General features: G+C 73.8%; 12 protein-coding genes and 1 pseudogene. 10 read left to right on the top strand and 3 right to left on the bottom strand.

All coding sequences use genetic code 11. The features are described from left to right. Window positions 1-5 precede the first annotated feature (5 nt). Window positions 6-1,343, top strand: coding sequence for an aminotransferase class I/II-fold pyridoxal phosphate-dependent enzyme (locus AB0I11_RS07590; protein WP_357314881.1), 1,338 nt, complete (start codon window positions 6-8; stop codon window positions 1,341-1,343). Between the two features lie 394 nt (window positions 1,344-1,737). Further along, on the top strand, window positions 1,738-2,433 hold the full coding sequence (locus AB0I11_RS07585; RefSeq protein ID WP_357314879.1) for a UdgX family uracil-DNA binding protein: 696 nt from the start codon (window positions 1,738-1,740) through the stop codon (window positions 2,431-2,433). Window positions 2,434-2,584: 151 nt separating this feature from the next. On the opposite strand, the gene AB0I11_RS07580 is transcribed toward AB0I11_RS07585, so the two are convergent. Continuing rightward, a complete protein-coding gene (locus AB0I11_RS07580) occupies window positions 2,585-3,238 on the bottom strand; it encodes a 4a-hydroxytetrahydrobiopterin dehydratase (protein ID WP_357314876.1) in 654 nt (217 codons plus the stop codon). 94 nt (window positions 3,239-3,332) lie between these two features. Between AB0I11_RS07580 and AB0I11_RS07575 the strand changes: the two genes are divergently transcribed. From AB0I11_RS07575 to rny, 8 genes and pseudogenes are all read left to right on the top strand, one after another. After that, on the top strand, window positions 3,333-4,070 hold the full coding sequence (locus AB0I11_RS07575) for a hypothetical protein (RefSeq protein WP_357314874.1): 738 nt from the start codon (window positions 3,333-3,335) through the stop codon (window positions 4,068-4,070). Window positions 4,071-4,126: 56 nt separating this feature from the next. Then, the gene (locus AB0I11_RS07570; RefSeq protein ID WP_357314871.1) at window positions 4,127-5,269 is read left to right on the top strand and encodes an acyl-CoA dehydrogenase family protein; all 1,143 of its coding nucleotides are present in this window, start codon (window positions 4,127-4,129) and stop codon (window positions 5,267-5,269) included. A 66-nt stretch (window positions 5,270-5,335) separates the two neighbouring features. Then, window positions 5,336-6,665: pseudogene (locus AB0I11_RS07565) on the top strand (MFS transporter). Beyond that, window positions 6,656-6,856 carry a DUF3046 domain-containing protein gene (locus AB0I11_RS07560; RefSeq protein ID WP_046571409.1) on the top strand — a complete coding sequence of 67 codons (201 nt, stop codon included), beginning with the start codon at window positions 6,656-6,658 and terminating at the stop codon, window positions 6,854-6,856. Before AB0I11_RS07565 ends, AB0I11_RS07560 begins: the two are co-directional and overlap by 10 nt. Before the next feature lie 185 nt (window positions 6,857-7,041). After that, window positions 7,042-8,091 (top strand): recombinase RecA, encoded by a 1,050-nt coding sequence (gene recA / locus AB0I11_RS07555; RefSeq protein WP_046571407.1) that lies wholly within the window; start codon window positions 7,042-7,044, stop codon window positions 8,089-8,091. Window positions 8,092-8,102: 11 nt separating this feature from the next. After that, window positions 8,103-8,792 (top strand): regulatory protein RecX, encoded by a 690-nt coding sequence (locus AB0I11_RS07550; protein ID WP_357314864.1) that lies wholly within the window; start codon window positions 8,103-8,105, stop codon window positions 8,790-8,792. Window positions 8,793-8,837: 45 nt separating this feature from the next. Further along, on the top strand, window positions 8,838-9,539 hold the full coding sequence (locus AB0I11_RS07545) for a 3-keto-5-aminohexanoate cleavage protein (protein ID WP_357314861.1): 702 nt from the start codon (window positions 8,838-8,840) through the stop codon (window positions 9,537-9,539). Window positions 9,540-10,395: 856 nt separating this feature from the next. Next, window positions 10,396-12,162, top strand: coding sequence for a ribonuclease Y (rny, locus tag AB0I11_RS07540; protein WP_357314858.1), 1,767 nt, complete (start codon window positions 10,396-10,398; stop codon window positions 12,160-12,162). 144 nt (window positions 12,163-12,306) lie between these two features. Here the strand turns inward: rny and AB0I11_RS07535 are convergent, their stop codons facing one another. Both AB0I11_RS07535 and AB0I11_RS07530 read right to left on the bottom strand, forming a co-directional pair. Beyond that, entirely contained in the window at window positions 12,307-13,275 is a 969-nt protein-coding gene (locus AB0I11_RS07535) for an amino acid ABC transporter permease (RefSeq protein WP_357314856.1), read from the bottom strand. Further along, a complete protein-coding gene (locus tag AB0I11_RS07530; RefSeq protein WP_357314853.1) occupies window positions 13,272-13,979 on the bottom strand; it encodes an amino acid ABC transporter permease in 708 nt (235 codons plus the stop codon). The genes AB0I11_RS07535 and AB0I11_RS07530 overlap by 4 nt, the downstream gene beginning before the upstream one ends. Between the last annotated feature and the right edge of the window lie 5 nt (window positions 13,980-13,984).

Here is a 13,984-nt window from a genome sequence, read left to right as displayed (position 1 = left end):
GAACTGTGGCAGCACGTTATCAGATCGCCGGTTCCTCCTCCGCCGAGATTTCGGCCAGCGTGGAAACCGGCATCCGCACCGGCGCCCTCGCCCCCGGCGACGCCCTGCCGGCCGTCCGCGCCCTCGCCGCCGCGCTGGCCGTCAGCCCGGCCACCGTGGCCAAGGCCTACCAGGAGCTGCGGCAGCGCGGCCTGGTCGCCACCGCCGGACGGCACGGCACCCGGGTCCGCCCCCGGCCGCCGGTGGCCACCCGACGCGCGGCGCTCATGCCACCGCCGCTGCCCGGCGCCCGCGACCTCTCCGCCGGCCAGCCCGACAGCCGGCTGCTGCCGCCGCTCGGCCCACACCTGGCCCTGCTCGCCGCCGAGATCGGCGCGCCCAGCGGCTACGCGGCCACCCCGGTCCTGCCGGCGCTGGCCGCCGCGGCCCGCGACCGGCTCGCCGCCGACGGCGTGCCGGCCGAGGAGATCACCGTCACCGGGGGCGCGCTCGACGGCATCGAGCGGCTGCTCGCCGCCCACCTGCGCCCGGGCGACGCGGTCGCCGTCGAGGACCCCGGCTGGGCCAACCTGCTCGACCTGATCGCCGCGCTCGGGCTGCGCCCGATCGGCGTGCCGGTGGACGACGAGGGCCCCAGCGAGCCGGGGGTCCGAGCCGCGCTGACCGCCGGGGCGCGCGCCCTGGTCGTCACCAGCCGGGCCCAGAACCCGACCGGCGCCGCCGTCTCCGCCGAGCGTGCCGGCGCCCTGCGTACGCTCCTCGCCGGCCGGGCCGACCTGCTGCTGATCGAGGACGACCACGCCGCCGAACTGGCCGGCGTACCGCTGCACCCGCTCGCCGGGGCGACCCCGGCGTGGGCCTTCGTCCGGTCGGTGAGCAAGCCCTACGGCCCGGATCTGCGGCTGGCGGTGCTCACCGGCGACGAGGCCACGGTGGCCCGGGTGGCCGGCCGGGCCCGGGTCGGCGCCGGCTGGGTCTCCACCGTGCTGCAACGCCTGGTGCTGGCGCTCTGGCAGGACCCGGCCACCACCGACCTGGTACGGCGGGCCGGGGAGAGCTACGAGCGGCGGCGCGACGGGCTGGTCGCGGCCCTGGCCGCGCTGGGGGTGGCCGCGCACGGGCGGACCGGGATCAACGTCTGGGTCCCGGTGCCGGACGAGACCCTGGCGGTCACCGCGCTGCGCGACGCCGGCTGGTCGGTCGCCCCCGGCGCGTTGCACCGGATCGCCGCCGCCCCCGGCGTACGGATCACGGTCAGCTCCCTGGACGAGGCCGACCTGGCCCCGCTCGCCGCGGCGGTGGCCCGCGTGGTCCGTCCCGCCCCCGCCGGCTTCACCGCCTGACCCCGCCGCCGGCCCGGGGGGCGCGGGCCGGCGGGCGACATGCGGCATGTCGTGGCATCCCGGGCGTCGGAAGGCCCGGGATGCCGCATCTCGCGCCCGGCACCGGGTACGGCCAGGCATGGCGGGCGGTGGAGCGGGTAGGCCCGGCGCGGAGGTGGGGCGAATGGCTGCCAACAGGTCCCGGACCGGTATCTGGATCGGCGTGGCCGCCGTGGTGATCATCCTGATCATCATCGCGATCGCGCTGGCCTCGCGCGGTGGCGGTGGCGGCAACGGCTACTGATCCCACGGCCGGCCCGAGACGAGCGGCCGTTCCGGAACGAGCGGCCGGCCCGGAACGAGCGGCCGGCCGGGTGCCCGGCAGGGCTGGCGAAACCGGTATATAAAAGTCGCCATGGCCGAGACCGAGACGCCCGGCGCCCAGGAGTTCATTCCGCCCCGGGCGAGAACCATCGACCAGCTCCGGGCCGCGGCGGTCGACTGTCGGGGTTGCGAGCTCTACCGGGACGCCACCCAGACCGTTTTCGGCCGGGGCGACGAGAGCGCCCGGGTGGTCTTCGTGGGGGAACAGCCCGGCGACATGGAGGACAGGCAGGGTCTGCCCTTCGTCGGTCCGGCGGGCCGGGTGCTGCGCCGGGCGGTGGACGACGCCGGGATCCCCGCCGACCGGGTGTACATCACGAACGCCGTGAAGCACTTCCGCTTCGAGTTGCGCGGCAAGCGCCGGATCCACCAGACGCCGGACCGGGTGCACATCACCGCCTGCCGGCCCTGGCTGGTCGCCGAGTTCGCCCGGCTTCGCCCGGACCTGATCGTGGTGCTCGGCGCCACCGCCGCCAAGGCACTGCTCGGCCCGGCGTTCCGGGTCACCCGGCAGCGCGGCGAGCTGATGTCCTGGCCCGCCGCCGCCCAGCGCCCGGAGGACTTCGCCCAGGTGCCGGTGGACAGCGCCGGGAAGGTGACCGACGCCCCCGAGACCCGGCTGCTCGCCACCATCCACCCGTCGGCGGTGCTGCGCGCCGACAACCAGGACGTCGCGTACGACGGCCTGGTCGCCGACCTCAAGGTCGCCGCCCGCGTGCTGCGCTGAGACGACGACCCGGGGTCAACGCCTGCGACAGCGGACGGGCCCCGCCCGCCGCCTGCGGTAGCGGACGCCCGCTCGACCCCGGCGGTAGCGGAGGCCCCCGCTCGAAGCCGGCGGTAGCGGAGGCCCCCGCGTGCCGGCCGCCGGTGGGCGGTCAGGCGCGGCCCTGCCAGGTGCAGAGGCAGACCCGGTTGCCGTCGCCGTCGGCGAGCACCCAGAAGTGCGGTGCCGCCGCGTCGCTGACCAGCGTCCCGCCGGCGGCCAGCGCGGCGTCGATGCGCGGCCGCACCTCCGCCGGGTCCACCCACACGTCGGGGTGCCAGCGCTGCCGGGGCTCCTCCCGGCCGGACTCCTGGAACCACACGGTGGGCAGCGTGCCGGCCGGGTCGCGCAGCTCGTCGCCGAAGTCCGGCCCGGCGAGGTGGTCGGTGGCGAGCACGGCCCGCCAGAACGGCAGCACCGCGGCGGAGTCCGGGCTGTCCAGCGCGAGTTCGAGCCGGGAGACGCCGGCGTGGCCCAGGGTCACCCCGGCCGCCTCGGCGATCGCCGAGATGGCCCGGGCCAGCCGGATGTCGCGCCGGGTCACCCCCCGGGCGTCGTGCGACCAGAGTCGGACGTCGACGTGGGTGTAGCGCAGGTCGAGGTCGGGATGGTGGTCCATCCGTTCCGCCTCCGCCCCGATCGCGTCCAGCACGGACAGCCCGGTGGCGAAGTCCGGCGTCCGGATCCGGGTCTGCAGGGCGCCCAGCAGGTACGTCCATCCGGTCAGGTGCTCGTCGGCGATCTGCTCTCCGGTGAGTCTGCTCATCCGGCCATGGTGGCGTACCGGGGGCGGAACGGCCCAGCCGGACGGCGGGGAAATGGACCTGCACCGGGTCGACCGCCGGCCTTAGCTTCGGGGCATGACGAGTGATCTTGAGTTGTCGGTCCGGAACGCCGCCGTGATGTGGACGGCGCTCGCCGAGAGCCGGGGGCACCCGCTGCTGCGCCGGCCGGGCTTCCTCGCCGTGCGGGGCGACGCGCCCGCCGGGCTGCGGATCCTGCTGCGTGACCCGGACCCGTCCCCGGCGGACCGGGCCGCGCTGGCCGAACTGGTCCGCGGCCGGACCGGCCCGATGGTCGTCGAGGACCAGTACGCGCGCCTGGACCTGGCCGGCCTCGGCCTGACCCCGCGCACCCTGCCGGTGATGATCCGCCACCCCGGGCCGGTGCCCGAGCCGCCGTTGCCGGTCACCCCGGTCGGGTACGCCGACCAACTGGCCGCCGCCGAGGAGGTGGTGGTGCACGGCTTCCCGCTGGAGCCGTTCCAGCCGTACCGCCCCGGGCAGGCGTTCCCGCCCGCCCTGCTGGACCGGCCGGAGGTCCGGTTCTTCCTGGTCCACCGGGACGTCGACGGCGGCACCGGGCTGGGCGCGCCGCCGGCCGGGGCCTGCCTGACCGTCCGGGACGAGGGCGTCGGCCTCTACTGGATGACCAGCCTGCCCGCGCACCGGTCCCGGGGCGTGGGCCGGGCCCTGCTGCACGGCGTGCTCGGCCGGTTCGCCGACGTACCCATGACGCTCACCGCCGCCCGGGCCGGCCGCCCGCTCTACGACTCGCTCGGCTTCCGGCCGGTCGCCGATGCCACCTGGTGGGCGTGACGCGGCGCGACCGTGGCCCCTTCCCGCCGGCCGCCCCGGCGGGCAGACTCGTCGGCATGGAGCAGCACCTCTACGAGTCCGTCCACGAAGAGTTCCGGGACCTGTGCCGCGAGTTCCTCGCCCGGGAGGCCGTGCCGCACCACGCGCGCTGGGAGGCGGACGGGATCGTCGACCGGGAGGTGTGGCGCAAGGCGGGCGCGGCCGGGCTGCTCGGCATGGACGTCGACCCGGAGTACGGCGGCGGCGGCCAACGCGACTTCCGGTTCAACGCGGTGCTGGACGAGGAGATCGTCGCTTCCGGCTGCTCCGGGCTGGGCTTCGGGCTGCACAACGACGTGGTGGCCCCGTACCTGACCGAGCTGACCACCGACGACCAGCGCAAGCGTTGGCTGCCCGGCTTCTGCTCCGGCGACCTGGTGACCGCCATCGCGATGAGCGAGCCGGGCGCGGGCAGCGACCTGGCCGGCATCCGCACCACCGCGGTCCGCGACGGCGGCGCCCTGGTGCTCAACGGGCAGAAGACCTTCATCACCAACGGTGAGCTGGCCGACCTCGTGGTGGTGGTCGCCAAGACCGCGGCGGACCAGGGCGCGCACGGGGTGAGCCTGATCGCGGTGGAGACCGGCACGCCCGGGTTCAGCCGCGGCCGGCGGCTGGCGAAGGTGGGGCTGAAGGCCAACGACACCGCCGAGCTGTTCTTCGACGACTGCCGGGTGCCGGCGGAGAACCTGATCGGCACCGAGAACCACGGCTTCTACCACCTGATGGCCAACCTGCCCCGGGAGCGGCTGAGCATCGCGGTCGCCGCGGTGGCCGCCGCGGAGAAGCTGCTGGCGCTCACCCTCGACTACGCCCGCACCCGGGAGGCGTTCGGCCGGCCGATCGGGAAGTTCCAGCACAACCGCTTCCTCCTGGCCGAGCTGGACACCGAGGTCACCATCGCGCGGACCTTCGTCAACCACTGCGTCGCCGAGTACGACGCCGGCCGGCTCTCGGTGACCGACGCCGCGAAGGCCAAGTGGTGGACCACCGAGCTGCAGAACAAGGTCGCCGACCGTTGCCTGCAACTGCACGGCGGCTACGGCTTCATGCTCGAGTACCCGGTGGCGAAGGCCTGGCTGGACGGGCGGGTGCAGACCATCTACGGCGGCACCACCGAGATCATGAAGGAGATCATCGGCCGCGGCCTCGGCCTCTAGCAGAACCGGGTGGAGCCGGCCGGGTCCGGTGCGCGAGGATGGGTCGCCCCTTACCGAGGAGAAGCCATGGCCACCGACATCACGGCGCCGCCGCTCACCCGGCCCGACGTCGCGCCGATCCAGCGGCGGACGCTGCGCCTGCTCTTCCTGACCCAGATCATCGGTGGCGTCGGGGTCACCATCGGCATCGCCGTGGGCGCGCTGCTCGCCGCCCGGATCGCCGGCACCGCGGTGGCCGGCCTGGCGCAGAGCGCGGCCGTGGTCGGTGGGGCGCTGCTGGCCGTACCGGTGACCCGGATCATGACCGGCCACGGCCGCCGGCCCGGCCTGGCGGTGGCGTACCTCGCGGGGGCCGCCGGCGGCGTGCTGGTGGTGCTCGCCGCGGTCACCCGCTGGGTGCCGCTGCTCTTCCTCGGCATGCTGCTCTTCGGTGGCGGCACCGCGGCCAACCTGCAGGCCCGCTACACCGCCGTCGATCTCGCCGAGCCGGCCCGCCGGGGGCGGCAGCTCTCGCTGATTGTCTGGGCCACCACCATCGGTGCGGTGGCCGCGCCGAACTTCGCCGCGCTCGCCGACGACACCACCAGCGGCTGGGGCCTGCCGCCGCTGGCCGGCCCGTTCGCCTTCAGCGCCGCCGCGTTCGTGCTGGCCGCGGTCGTACTGCTGGTCCTGCTCCGGCCCGACCCGCTGCTCACCGCGCGCCGGCTGGCGGCGGCCGACGCGCCGCCGGCCGCGCCGGCCGAAACGCCGGCGTCGGCCGCCCCGCGCGGCGCGGGGATGGTGCGCGCGGCCTGGCAGGTGGTACGCGGGCGGCCCGCCGCCCGCCTCGGCATCGCGGCCGTGGCGGTGGGTCACGTGGTGATGGTCGCGGTGATGTCGATGACCCCGGTACGGCTCGGCGAGTTCCATCACGACGCCGACGTGCTGCGGGTGGTCGGCATCGTGCTGAGCCTGCACATCGCCGGCATGTACGCGCTCTCGCCGGTGGTGGGCTGGCTGACCGACCGGCTCGGCCGGCGGGCGGTGATCCTCGGCGGGGTCGGGGTGCTGTTGGCCGCGTGTGCCGTCGCCGGCACGGCCGGACACCACACGCCGGCGCTCTCCGTCGGCCTGACGCTGCTCGGGCTGGGCTGGTCGGGCACCATGGTGGCCGGTTCCACGCTGCTGTCGGAGTCGGTGCCGGCCGCCGTACGTCCGGGCGTGCAGGGATTCTCCGACCTGATCATGGGGTTGGCCGGGGCCAGCGCCGCGGCGCTGAGCGGGTTTGTCATGCGGATGGCCAATTACCCCACGCTCACCCTGCTCGCGGCGATCGCGACGGTGCCGCTGGTGGCGCTAGCGTTGCGTCCGGTGCCGCCGAGGGTGCCCGGCGAGGAGGATTGACACGTGCGGCTGACCGACTTCTGGGCGCGGCTGGAGGAGGCGTTCGGGCCGGGTTACGCGGCCAGCATCGCCAGCGACCAGGTGTTGCCCCAGCTTGGCGGGCGGACCATCGAGCAGGCGTTCGCCGCGGGTGAGGAGACCCACGTGGTCTGGCGGGCGGTGGTCGCCGCATATCCCGACCGGGTGCCCGCGCGACTACGCTGAGCAGCCTTTTCGCCTGTTCGGCGTGTCGCTTGTCGAGTCGTACACCTGTTCGGCTATTGTCCACAGCGGGGTGCTCGTCCACAGCTCGCGGCCCGTCGGCTGGTTTTCTGTCGGACCCAGCGCCTAGCGTGTCCCGCGTGACGCGAAGCTCAGGGAAGACGCCGGCTAAGGCAGGGGTGGCAACGATGGCGGCAGGGCCGGACCGGGAGAAGGCGCTCGACCTTGCTCTCGCTCAGATCGACAAGCAGTTTGGCAAGGGTTCGGTGATGCGGTTGGGGGAACGGCCGGTCGTGCAGACCGCCGTCATCCCGACCAGCTCCATCGCGCTCGACGTGGCGCTCGGCGTGGGCGGTCTGCCCCGCGGCCGGGTCGTCGAGATCTACGGTCCGGAGTCCAGCGGTAAGACCACCGTCGCGCTGCACGCGGTGGCCAACGCGCAGCGGGCCGGCGGCATCGCCGCCTTCATCGACGCCGAGCACGCGCTCGACCCGGAGTACGCGAAGGCCCTCGGCGTCGACACCGACGCCCTGCTGGTCTCCCAGCCGGACACCGGCGAGCAGGCGCTGGAGATCGCCGACATGCTGGTCCGCTCCGGCGCGATCGACATCATCGTGATCGACTCGGTCGCGGCCCTGGTGCCGCGCGCCGAGATCGAGGGCGAGATGGGCGACAGCCACGTGGGTCTGCAGGCCCGGCTGATGAGCCAGGCGCTGCGCAAGATCACCGGTGTGCTCAACAACACCGGCACCACGGCGATCTTCATCAACCAGCTCCGCGAGAAGATCGGCGTGATGTTCGGCAGCCCGGAGACCACGACCGGTGGTCGCGCGCTGAAGTTCTACGCCTCGGTCCGGCTCGACGTGCGCCGCATCGAGAGCCTCAAGGACGGCACCGACGTGGTCGGCAACCGCACCCGGGTCAAGGTCGTGAAGAACAAGGTCGCGGCCCCGTTCAAGCAGGCCGAGTTCGACATCATGTACGGCAAGGGCATCTCCCGCGAGGGCTCGCTGATCGACGTCGGCGTGGAGCAGGCGATCATCCGCAAGTCCGGCGCCTGGTACACGTACGACGGCGACCAGCTCGGCCAGGGCAAGGAGAAGGCCCGCGAGTTCCTCCGGGAGAACCCGGACGTGGCCGCCGAGATCGAGAAGAAGATCCTGGAGAAGCTCGGCGTCGGGGCGGGCGCGGCGAGCGACGCCGCCGGCGGCCCGGAGCTGCCGCCGGTCGACTTCTGATCCGCTGACCCGTGGCAGGACGACGTGCCCGTACGGGGCGGGGCTGGGATGCCAGCCCGCCCCGCACGGGTGACGCCAGTACGCCCCGACCCCGCCGGAGCGGCCGTGGTCGCGCCAAGGAGCCCGACGCCGAGGCGACCCCCGCCCCGCCCCGCGACGAGGCCGAGGTGGCCCGCGAGATCTGCCTCCGGCAGCTCGCCGTGCGGCCACGCACCCGGGCCGAGCTGGCCGGTGCCCTGGCCAAGCGGGGCATCTCCGAGGAGGTCGCCGCCGAGGTCCTCGACCGCTACGACGAGGTCGGCATCATCGACGACGCCGCCTTCGCCCGCGCCTGGGTGAGCAGCCGGCACGCCGGCCGAGGGCTGGCCCGCCGGGCGCTCGCCAACGAGTTGCGCCAGCGCGGCGTCGACGGCGAGGTGGCCGGCGAGGCCCTCGACGAGTTGGACGAGGAGACCGAGGCGGAGACCGCCCGGGCCCTGGTGGAGCGGAAGCTGCGGACGGCCCGGGGCGAGCCCGACGCGGTGTTCCGTCGCCTGGTCGGCATGCTCGCCCGCAAGGGCTACCCGCCGGGCGTGGCGATCCGGGCGGTCAAGGAGGCCCTCGCCGCGCAGAGCGCCGAGGCGGCCGAGTTCGCCGAGCACATCGACGCCGACGCCCTCGCCGACGCCGAGAACGATCTCGACTCCCGCCGGCTCGACTGATCGACCGGCCGCCCTCGTCGCCGTCCCGAGGAGAGGTGCACAGCCGTGCTGAAGGCATGCCTCAACGGCACCCGGCGGCGGGACGAGCACGCCGCCGTGCCGCTCACCCCGGCCGAGTTGGCCGCCGACGCCGTACGCTGCGCGACCGCCGGGGTCGCGGCCGTGCACGTGCACCCGCGCGACGACACCGGGGCCGAGTCGCTCGCCCCGGCCGTGATCGCCGCGGCGGTCACCGCCATCCGGGCCGCCCGCCCTGGCCTGCCGGTCGGGGTGAGCACCGGCGCCTGGATCGTTCCCGACCCGGCCGCACGGGTCGCCGCCGTCCGCGCCTGGACGGTGCTGCCCGACTTCGCCTCGGTCAACGCCCACGAACCCGGAGCGGCCGAGGTGGCGGCCGCCCTGCACGAGCGCGGCGTGCTGGTCGAGGCGGGCCTCTGGACGCCGGCCGCGGTCGACGCCTGGCGTCGCTGGCCGACGCCAACCGGGCGGATCCTGGTCGAGTGCATGGCTGAGCAGGTCGACACGGCGCTCGCCGACGCGGCCGCGATCCTCGCCGCGCTGCCCGGCGACCACCCGCCGGTGCTGCTGCACGGCGAGGGCCCGGCCACCTGGCCGGTGTACGCCGAGGCCGCCCGGCGGGGTCTGCACACGCGGATCGGCCTGGAGGACACGCTGCTGCTGCCCGACGGCACCCCCGCCCGCGACAACGCGGCCCTGGTGACCGCAGCCCTCACCGCCATCGCCTGACCGGGCCGCCCACGCTGTCTCCCCGACACGCACGGTGATGCGCGCACCTGACTGAGCGTGACGGGCACCTGCCCGCTGTCCTCTCGCGGATGTCCGGTGAGTGCCCGCCGTGCTGTCGCGCATCTCAGGTGAGATGCCTTCATCTCCGGAGTGCGGAGCCGAGCCCGGTCGGTGCGGGTGAGCGAGCGCCGGCGTCCCGGCGGAGAGGGCTTGAGCAGGCCGTGAGCGTCGAGAAGTGGGCGCTGGGCGACGGAGTTTGTCCGGGCCTGTCCCGGCATCTGATCACCGCTGAGTGACGCGGCAACTTCTCTCCGTCCGGGTGGTTTGATCATGACTCCTTGACCGAACGGCCCCTGGCGACCTAGCCTCGCCATACAGGCTCACTTTGCCCGACCAGCGCAGGCTAAGCGCACAACATAGATCTCGTAACAGAACAGCATCACTTTGGCCAGCTTCACCGGCCCTTGACGGGTGCTCCGGAGCCTTCCGGAGCGTCCGACAACTGCAACCGGCCGTCAGCGGTGCCCCGCCGGGACACCGCCGACGAAAAGCTGCCCAGAGCCAGCCGCTCAGGTCGGGCGTCCAGAGCCGCAGGCGCGTGTCCTTCGCACGTGTCCTGCGGCGCCGACGTTCAGGGGGAGGCGGCCATGGCAGGGCGGCACAGGTTCAGCGGCGGTCTGCCACCCGGCCCCGATCCGTCCTCGGCGGGCGATACGGACCGCTCGGGCAACCAGCCCCGACAGCACGGCGACCCCAGGCAGCACGGCGACACCAGGCGGCACGGCGAAACCGGGACCGACCGGGTCCCCGGAGGGCGTCGGGCGGGCGTGTCCGCGTACCGGTGCGGAGCCGCCGGATGAGCGCCTTCGACATCGTCCTCCTCGTGGTCGTGCTGCTGCTCGTCGTGGTGGTGGTCGGCGCCGTGCTGTTCGGCGTGCGTACCCTCAAGCGACTCAGCCTGGCGCCCGCCCCGGAGGATCCGGCGTTCATCGCCGAGAAGGACCGGCAGGAACAGTCCCTGGCCGCCCTGCGCACCGCCGCCGACGAGGCGAACAGCACCATCGACGTGGCGAAGTCGGCGGCCGCGGCGGCGCGGACCGAGGCGGCCGCCGCCAAGGCCGAGGCGAAGGCGGCCCGGGCCGAGGCCCGGCGCGTCCTCGACGACGCCCGCGCCGAGGCGGACACCGTGCTGGAGCGCGCGCACAAGCAGGCCGAGGCGGACGCCGAGCAGCTGCGCACCACCGCCCGACGCAGCGGCGAGCGGGAGGTGGCGGTGCTCGCCGCGACCACCCGCGAGCAGGCCGCCGAGGTGGAACGACGGGCCGCCCGGATGGACGAGCGGGAGCGGCTGCACACCGAGGAGGTGGAGCGGCTCGCGGAGCGGGAGCGGCAGCTCACCGCCGCCAGCGCCGCCCTCGCCGCCCGGGAGGCCGCGCTGGTCGAGCGGGAGCGGGCCGTCACCGAGGCGGAGGAGGAGCGCCGCCGGGAACTGGAGCGGGTGGCCGGGCTGACCGCCGACGCGGCCCGCGCCGAACTGGTCGAGGCGATCGAGGGCCAGGCGAAGCGGGAGGCCGCGCTGCTGGTCCGGGACATCGAGGCCGACGCGCGCGGCACCGCCGAGCAGCGGGCCCGGCACATCGTGGTGGACGCCATCCAGCGGGTCGCCAGCGAGCAGACCGCGGAGAGCGTGGTGAGCGTCCTGCACCTGCCCGGCGACGAGATGAAGGGGCGGATCATCGGCCGGGAGGGGCGCAACATCCGCGCCTTCGAATCGGTCACCGGGGTCAACCTGATCATCGACGACACCCCCGAGGCGGTGCTGCTCTCCTGCTTCGACCCGGTACGCCGCGAGGTCGGCCGGCTCACCCTGGAGAAGCTGGTGCTCGACGGCCGGATCCACCCGCACCGGATCGAGGAGGTCTACGACCTGGCCCGGCAGGAGGTCGAGGAACTCTGCCACCGGGCCGCCGAGGACGCCCTGGTCGAGGTCGGCATCACCGAGATCCACCCGGAGCTGGTCACCCTGCTCGGCCGGCTGCGCTACCGGACGTCGTACGGGCAGAACGTACTCAAGCACCTGGTGGAGACCGCGCACATCGCCGGGATCATGGCCGCCGAGCTGAGACTGGACGTGCCGACCATCAAGCGCTGCGCGTTCCTGCACGACATCGGCAAGGCGCTCACCCACGAGGTGGAGGGCAGCCACGCCATCATCGGCGCCGACCTGGCCCGCAAGTACGGCGAGAGCGAGGACGTGGTGCACGCCATCGAGGCGCACCACAACGAGGTGCCGCCGCAGACCATCGAGGCGGTCCTCACCCAGGCCTCCGACGCCTGCTCCGGCGGGCGGCCGGGGGCGCGGCGGGAGAGCCTGGAGGCGTACGTCAAGCGGCTGGAGCGGATCGAGGAGATCGCGGCCGGCAAGCTCGGCGTGGAGAAGGTCTTCGCCATGCAGGCGGGCCGCGAGATCCGGGTGATGGTCAAGCCGGACGACGTCGACGACATCGGCGCGGCGGTGCTGGCCCGGGACGTGGCCAAGCAGATCGAGGAGGAGCTGACCTATCCCGGTCAGATCCGGGTGACCGTGGTCCGCGAGTCCCGGGTCACCGAGATCGCCCGCTGACCCGCAGCGCCTCGGCCCGCCCGGCAGGCGGTGGCCTCCGACGGACCGGCAGGCCGGGCCACCGATGGGACCGGCAGGCCCGGAGCTTTGACGACGAGGGCCGGCCCGGATCTCCGGACCGGCCCTCGTGAGGTCAGCGGGGGATCAGTTACCGCCGGTGCCCTCAGCCTGGGAGATGAGCGCGGCGATCGGAGCCTGCTGCGCCGGGGTACCGGCGGTCTTGCGGCCCCGGGCGAGCCGGCGCTGGACGAACTGGGCCAGCTTCGACAGCGAGTAGTTCACCGCGATGAACAGCACGGCGATCACGGCGTAGACCTGGATCGGGTTGCCCAGCACGCCGATGATCTGCTTGCCGATGTTCAAGGTCTCCTCGTAGCTGATGATGAAGCCGAGCGAGGTGTCCTTGAGCACCACGACGAGCTGGCTGATCAGCGCCGGGAGCATGATTCGGAACGCCTGCGGCAGCAGGATCATCCGGGTGGTCTGCGCGGGGGAGAGACCGATCGCGGCGGCGGCCTCCGCCTGGCCGCCGGGGAGGCCCTCCATGCCGGAGCGGAGGATCTCGGCGATCACCACGGAGTTGTAGACGGTCAGGCCGATGACCAGGTACCAGAGGTTGTCGAACGAGATGCCGAACTCGGGGAAACCGCGTGCCACGAAGAAGATCGTGAGGACGACGGGGAGCCCACGGAACACCTCGACGCAGACCCGGGTGACGGCGGACAGCAGCACGCTCAACCCGCGCAGCAGGTACGCCAGCGGCGCGGCCAGCCCGGTGAAGCGCCGCCGGGTGAGGCTCTTGAGCTGGATCCGCAGCACGGCGAGCAGGGTGCCGATGACCAGCGAGGAGAGGATCGCCAGCGCGGCGGCGGTCAGGGTGTGCTGCAGGCCGGCCCCGAAGCGTTCCCAGACCTGGGAGAAGTTCTCGTTCGAGGGGTCGATCAGCGGACCCCAGAGCTCCATCGAGAGCTGGCCCTTGTCGGCCAGCGGCCGGTAGATCAGGAAGTAGGCGCCGACGAGCACCACCACGGTGGCGATCAGGCTGCTGATCAGCGTGATTCGCCGCTGCCGCGGGCCGGGGACGTCGTAGAGGACGCTGGTCTGCTGGCTCACCGGGCCACCGCCTGTCGCTTCTCGATCCGGTCGAGGAGGGCGCCGAGCGGCACCGTCATGATCAGATAGCCGAGGGAGATGCCGATGGCGACCGGGATGAAGGCGTAGCCGCCGGCCGAGGTGAGCTGGTCGGCGGTCTGGGAGAGGTCACCGATCACGCCGAAGAAGCCGACCAGCGCGGAGTTCTTGATCATCGCGATGATGACCGAGCCGAGCGGCACGATCGACGCCTTCCAGGACTGCGGCAGCACCACGTACCGCAGGTTCTGGCCGAAGGTGAGGCCGAGCGAACGGGCGGCCTCGGCCTGCCCCGCGGGCACCGCGTTCACCCCGGAGCGCAGCGCCTCGCAGACGAACGCCGCGGTGTAGAGCGAGAGCGCGATCAGGGCGAACCGGAAGTACGGCAGGTCCGTGCCGAGCCGGCTGAAGATCGAGTCCAGCCCGGGGATGCGCAGGAAATTGGCGTTCGAGCCGACCGCGGGCAGGCCGAACGCGGCGAAGAACATCACCACGGTCAGTGGCATGTTCCGGAACACGGTCACGTACGCGGTGCCGAGCGCGCGCAGCGGCGGCACCGGGGAGATCCGCAGCACCGCCACGACGGCGCCCAGGATCAGGGCGCCGATCGCGGCGAGGATGCAGATCTGGAGGGTGAGCCAGAATCCACCCGCGAAGACGTCGAACTTGTCGATGAGCACACTCACGGGTC

It is taken from the genome of Micromonospora sp. NPDC050495 (assembly GCF_040655175.1).
Classification (GTDB): Bacteria; Actinomycetota; Actinomycetes; order Mycobacteriales; family Micromonosporaceae; genus Micromonospora.
The sequence above is the reverse complement of the archived record's forward strand: the minus strand, read 5'-3'. Positions and strand labels throughout refer to the sequence as shown.

Excerpts from the sequence above, each read along its gene's own strand:
- AB0I11_RS07585 (WP_357314879.1), top strand. The coding sequence starts at position 1,738 with ATGGCCGAGACCGAGACGCCCGGCGCCCAGGAGTTCATTCCGCCCCGG.
- AB0I11_RS07580 (WP_357314876.1), bottom strand. The coding sequence starts at position 3,238 with ATGAGCAGACTCACCGGAGAGCAGATCGCCGACGAGCACCTGACCGGA.
- AB0I11_RS07575 (WP_357314874.1), top strand. The coding sequence starts at position 3,333 with ATGACGAGTGATCTTGAGTTGTCGGTCCGGAACGCCGCCGTGATGTGG.
- AB0I11_RS07570 (WP_357314871.1), top strand. The coding sequence starts at position 4,127 with ATGGAGCAGCACCTCTACGAGTCCGTCCACGAAGAGTTCCGGGACCTG.
- recA (WP_046571407.1), top strand. The coding sequence starts at position 7,042 with ATGGCGGCAGGGCCGGACCGGGAGAAGGCGCTCGACCTTGCTCTCGCT.
- rny (WP_357314858.1), top strand. The coding sequence starts at position 10,396 with ATGAGCGCCTTCGACATCGTCCTCCTCGTGGTCGTGCTGCTGCTCGTC.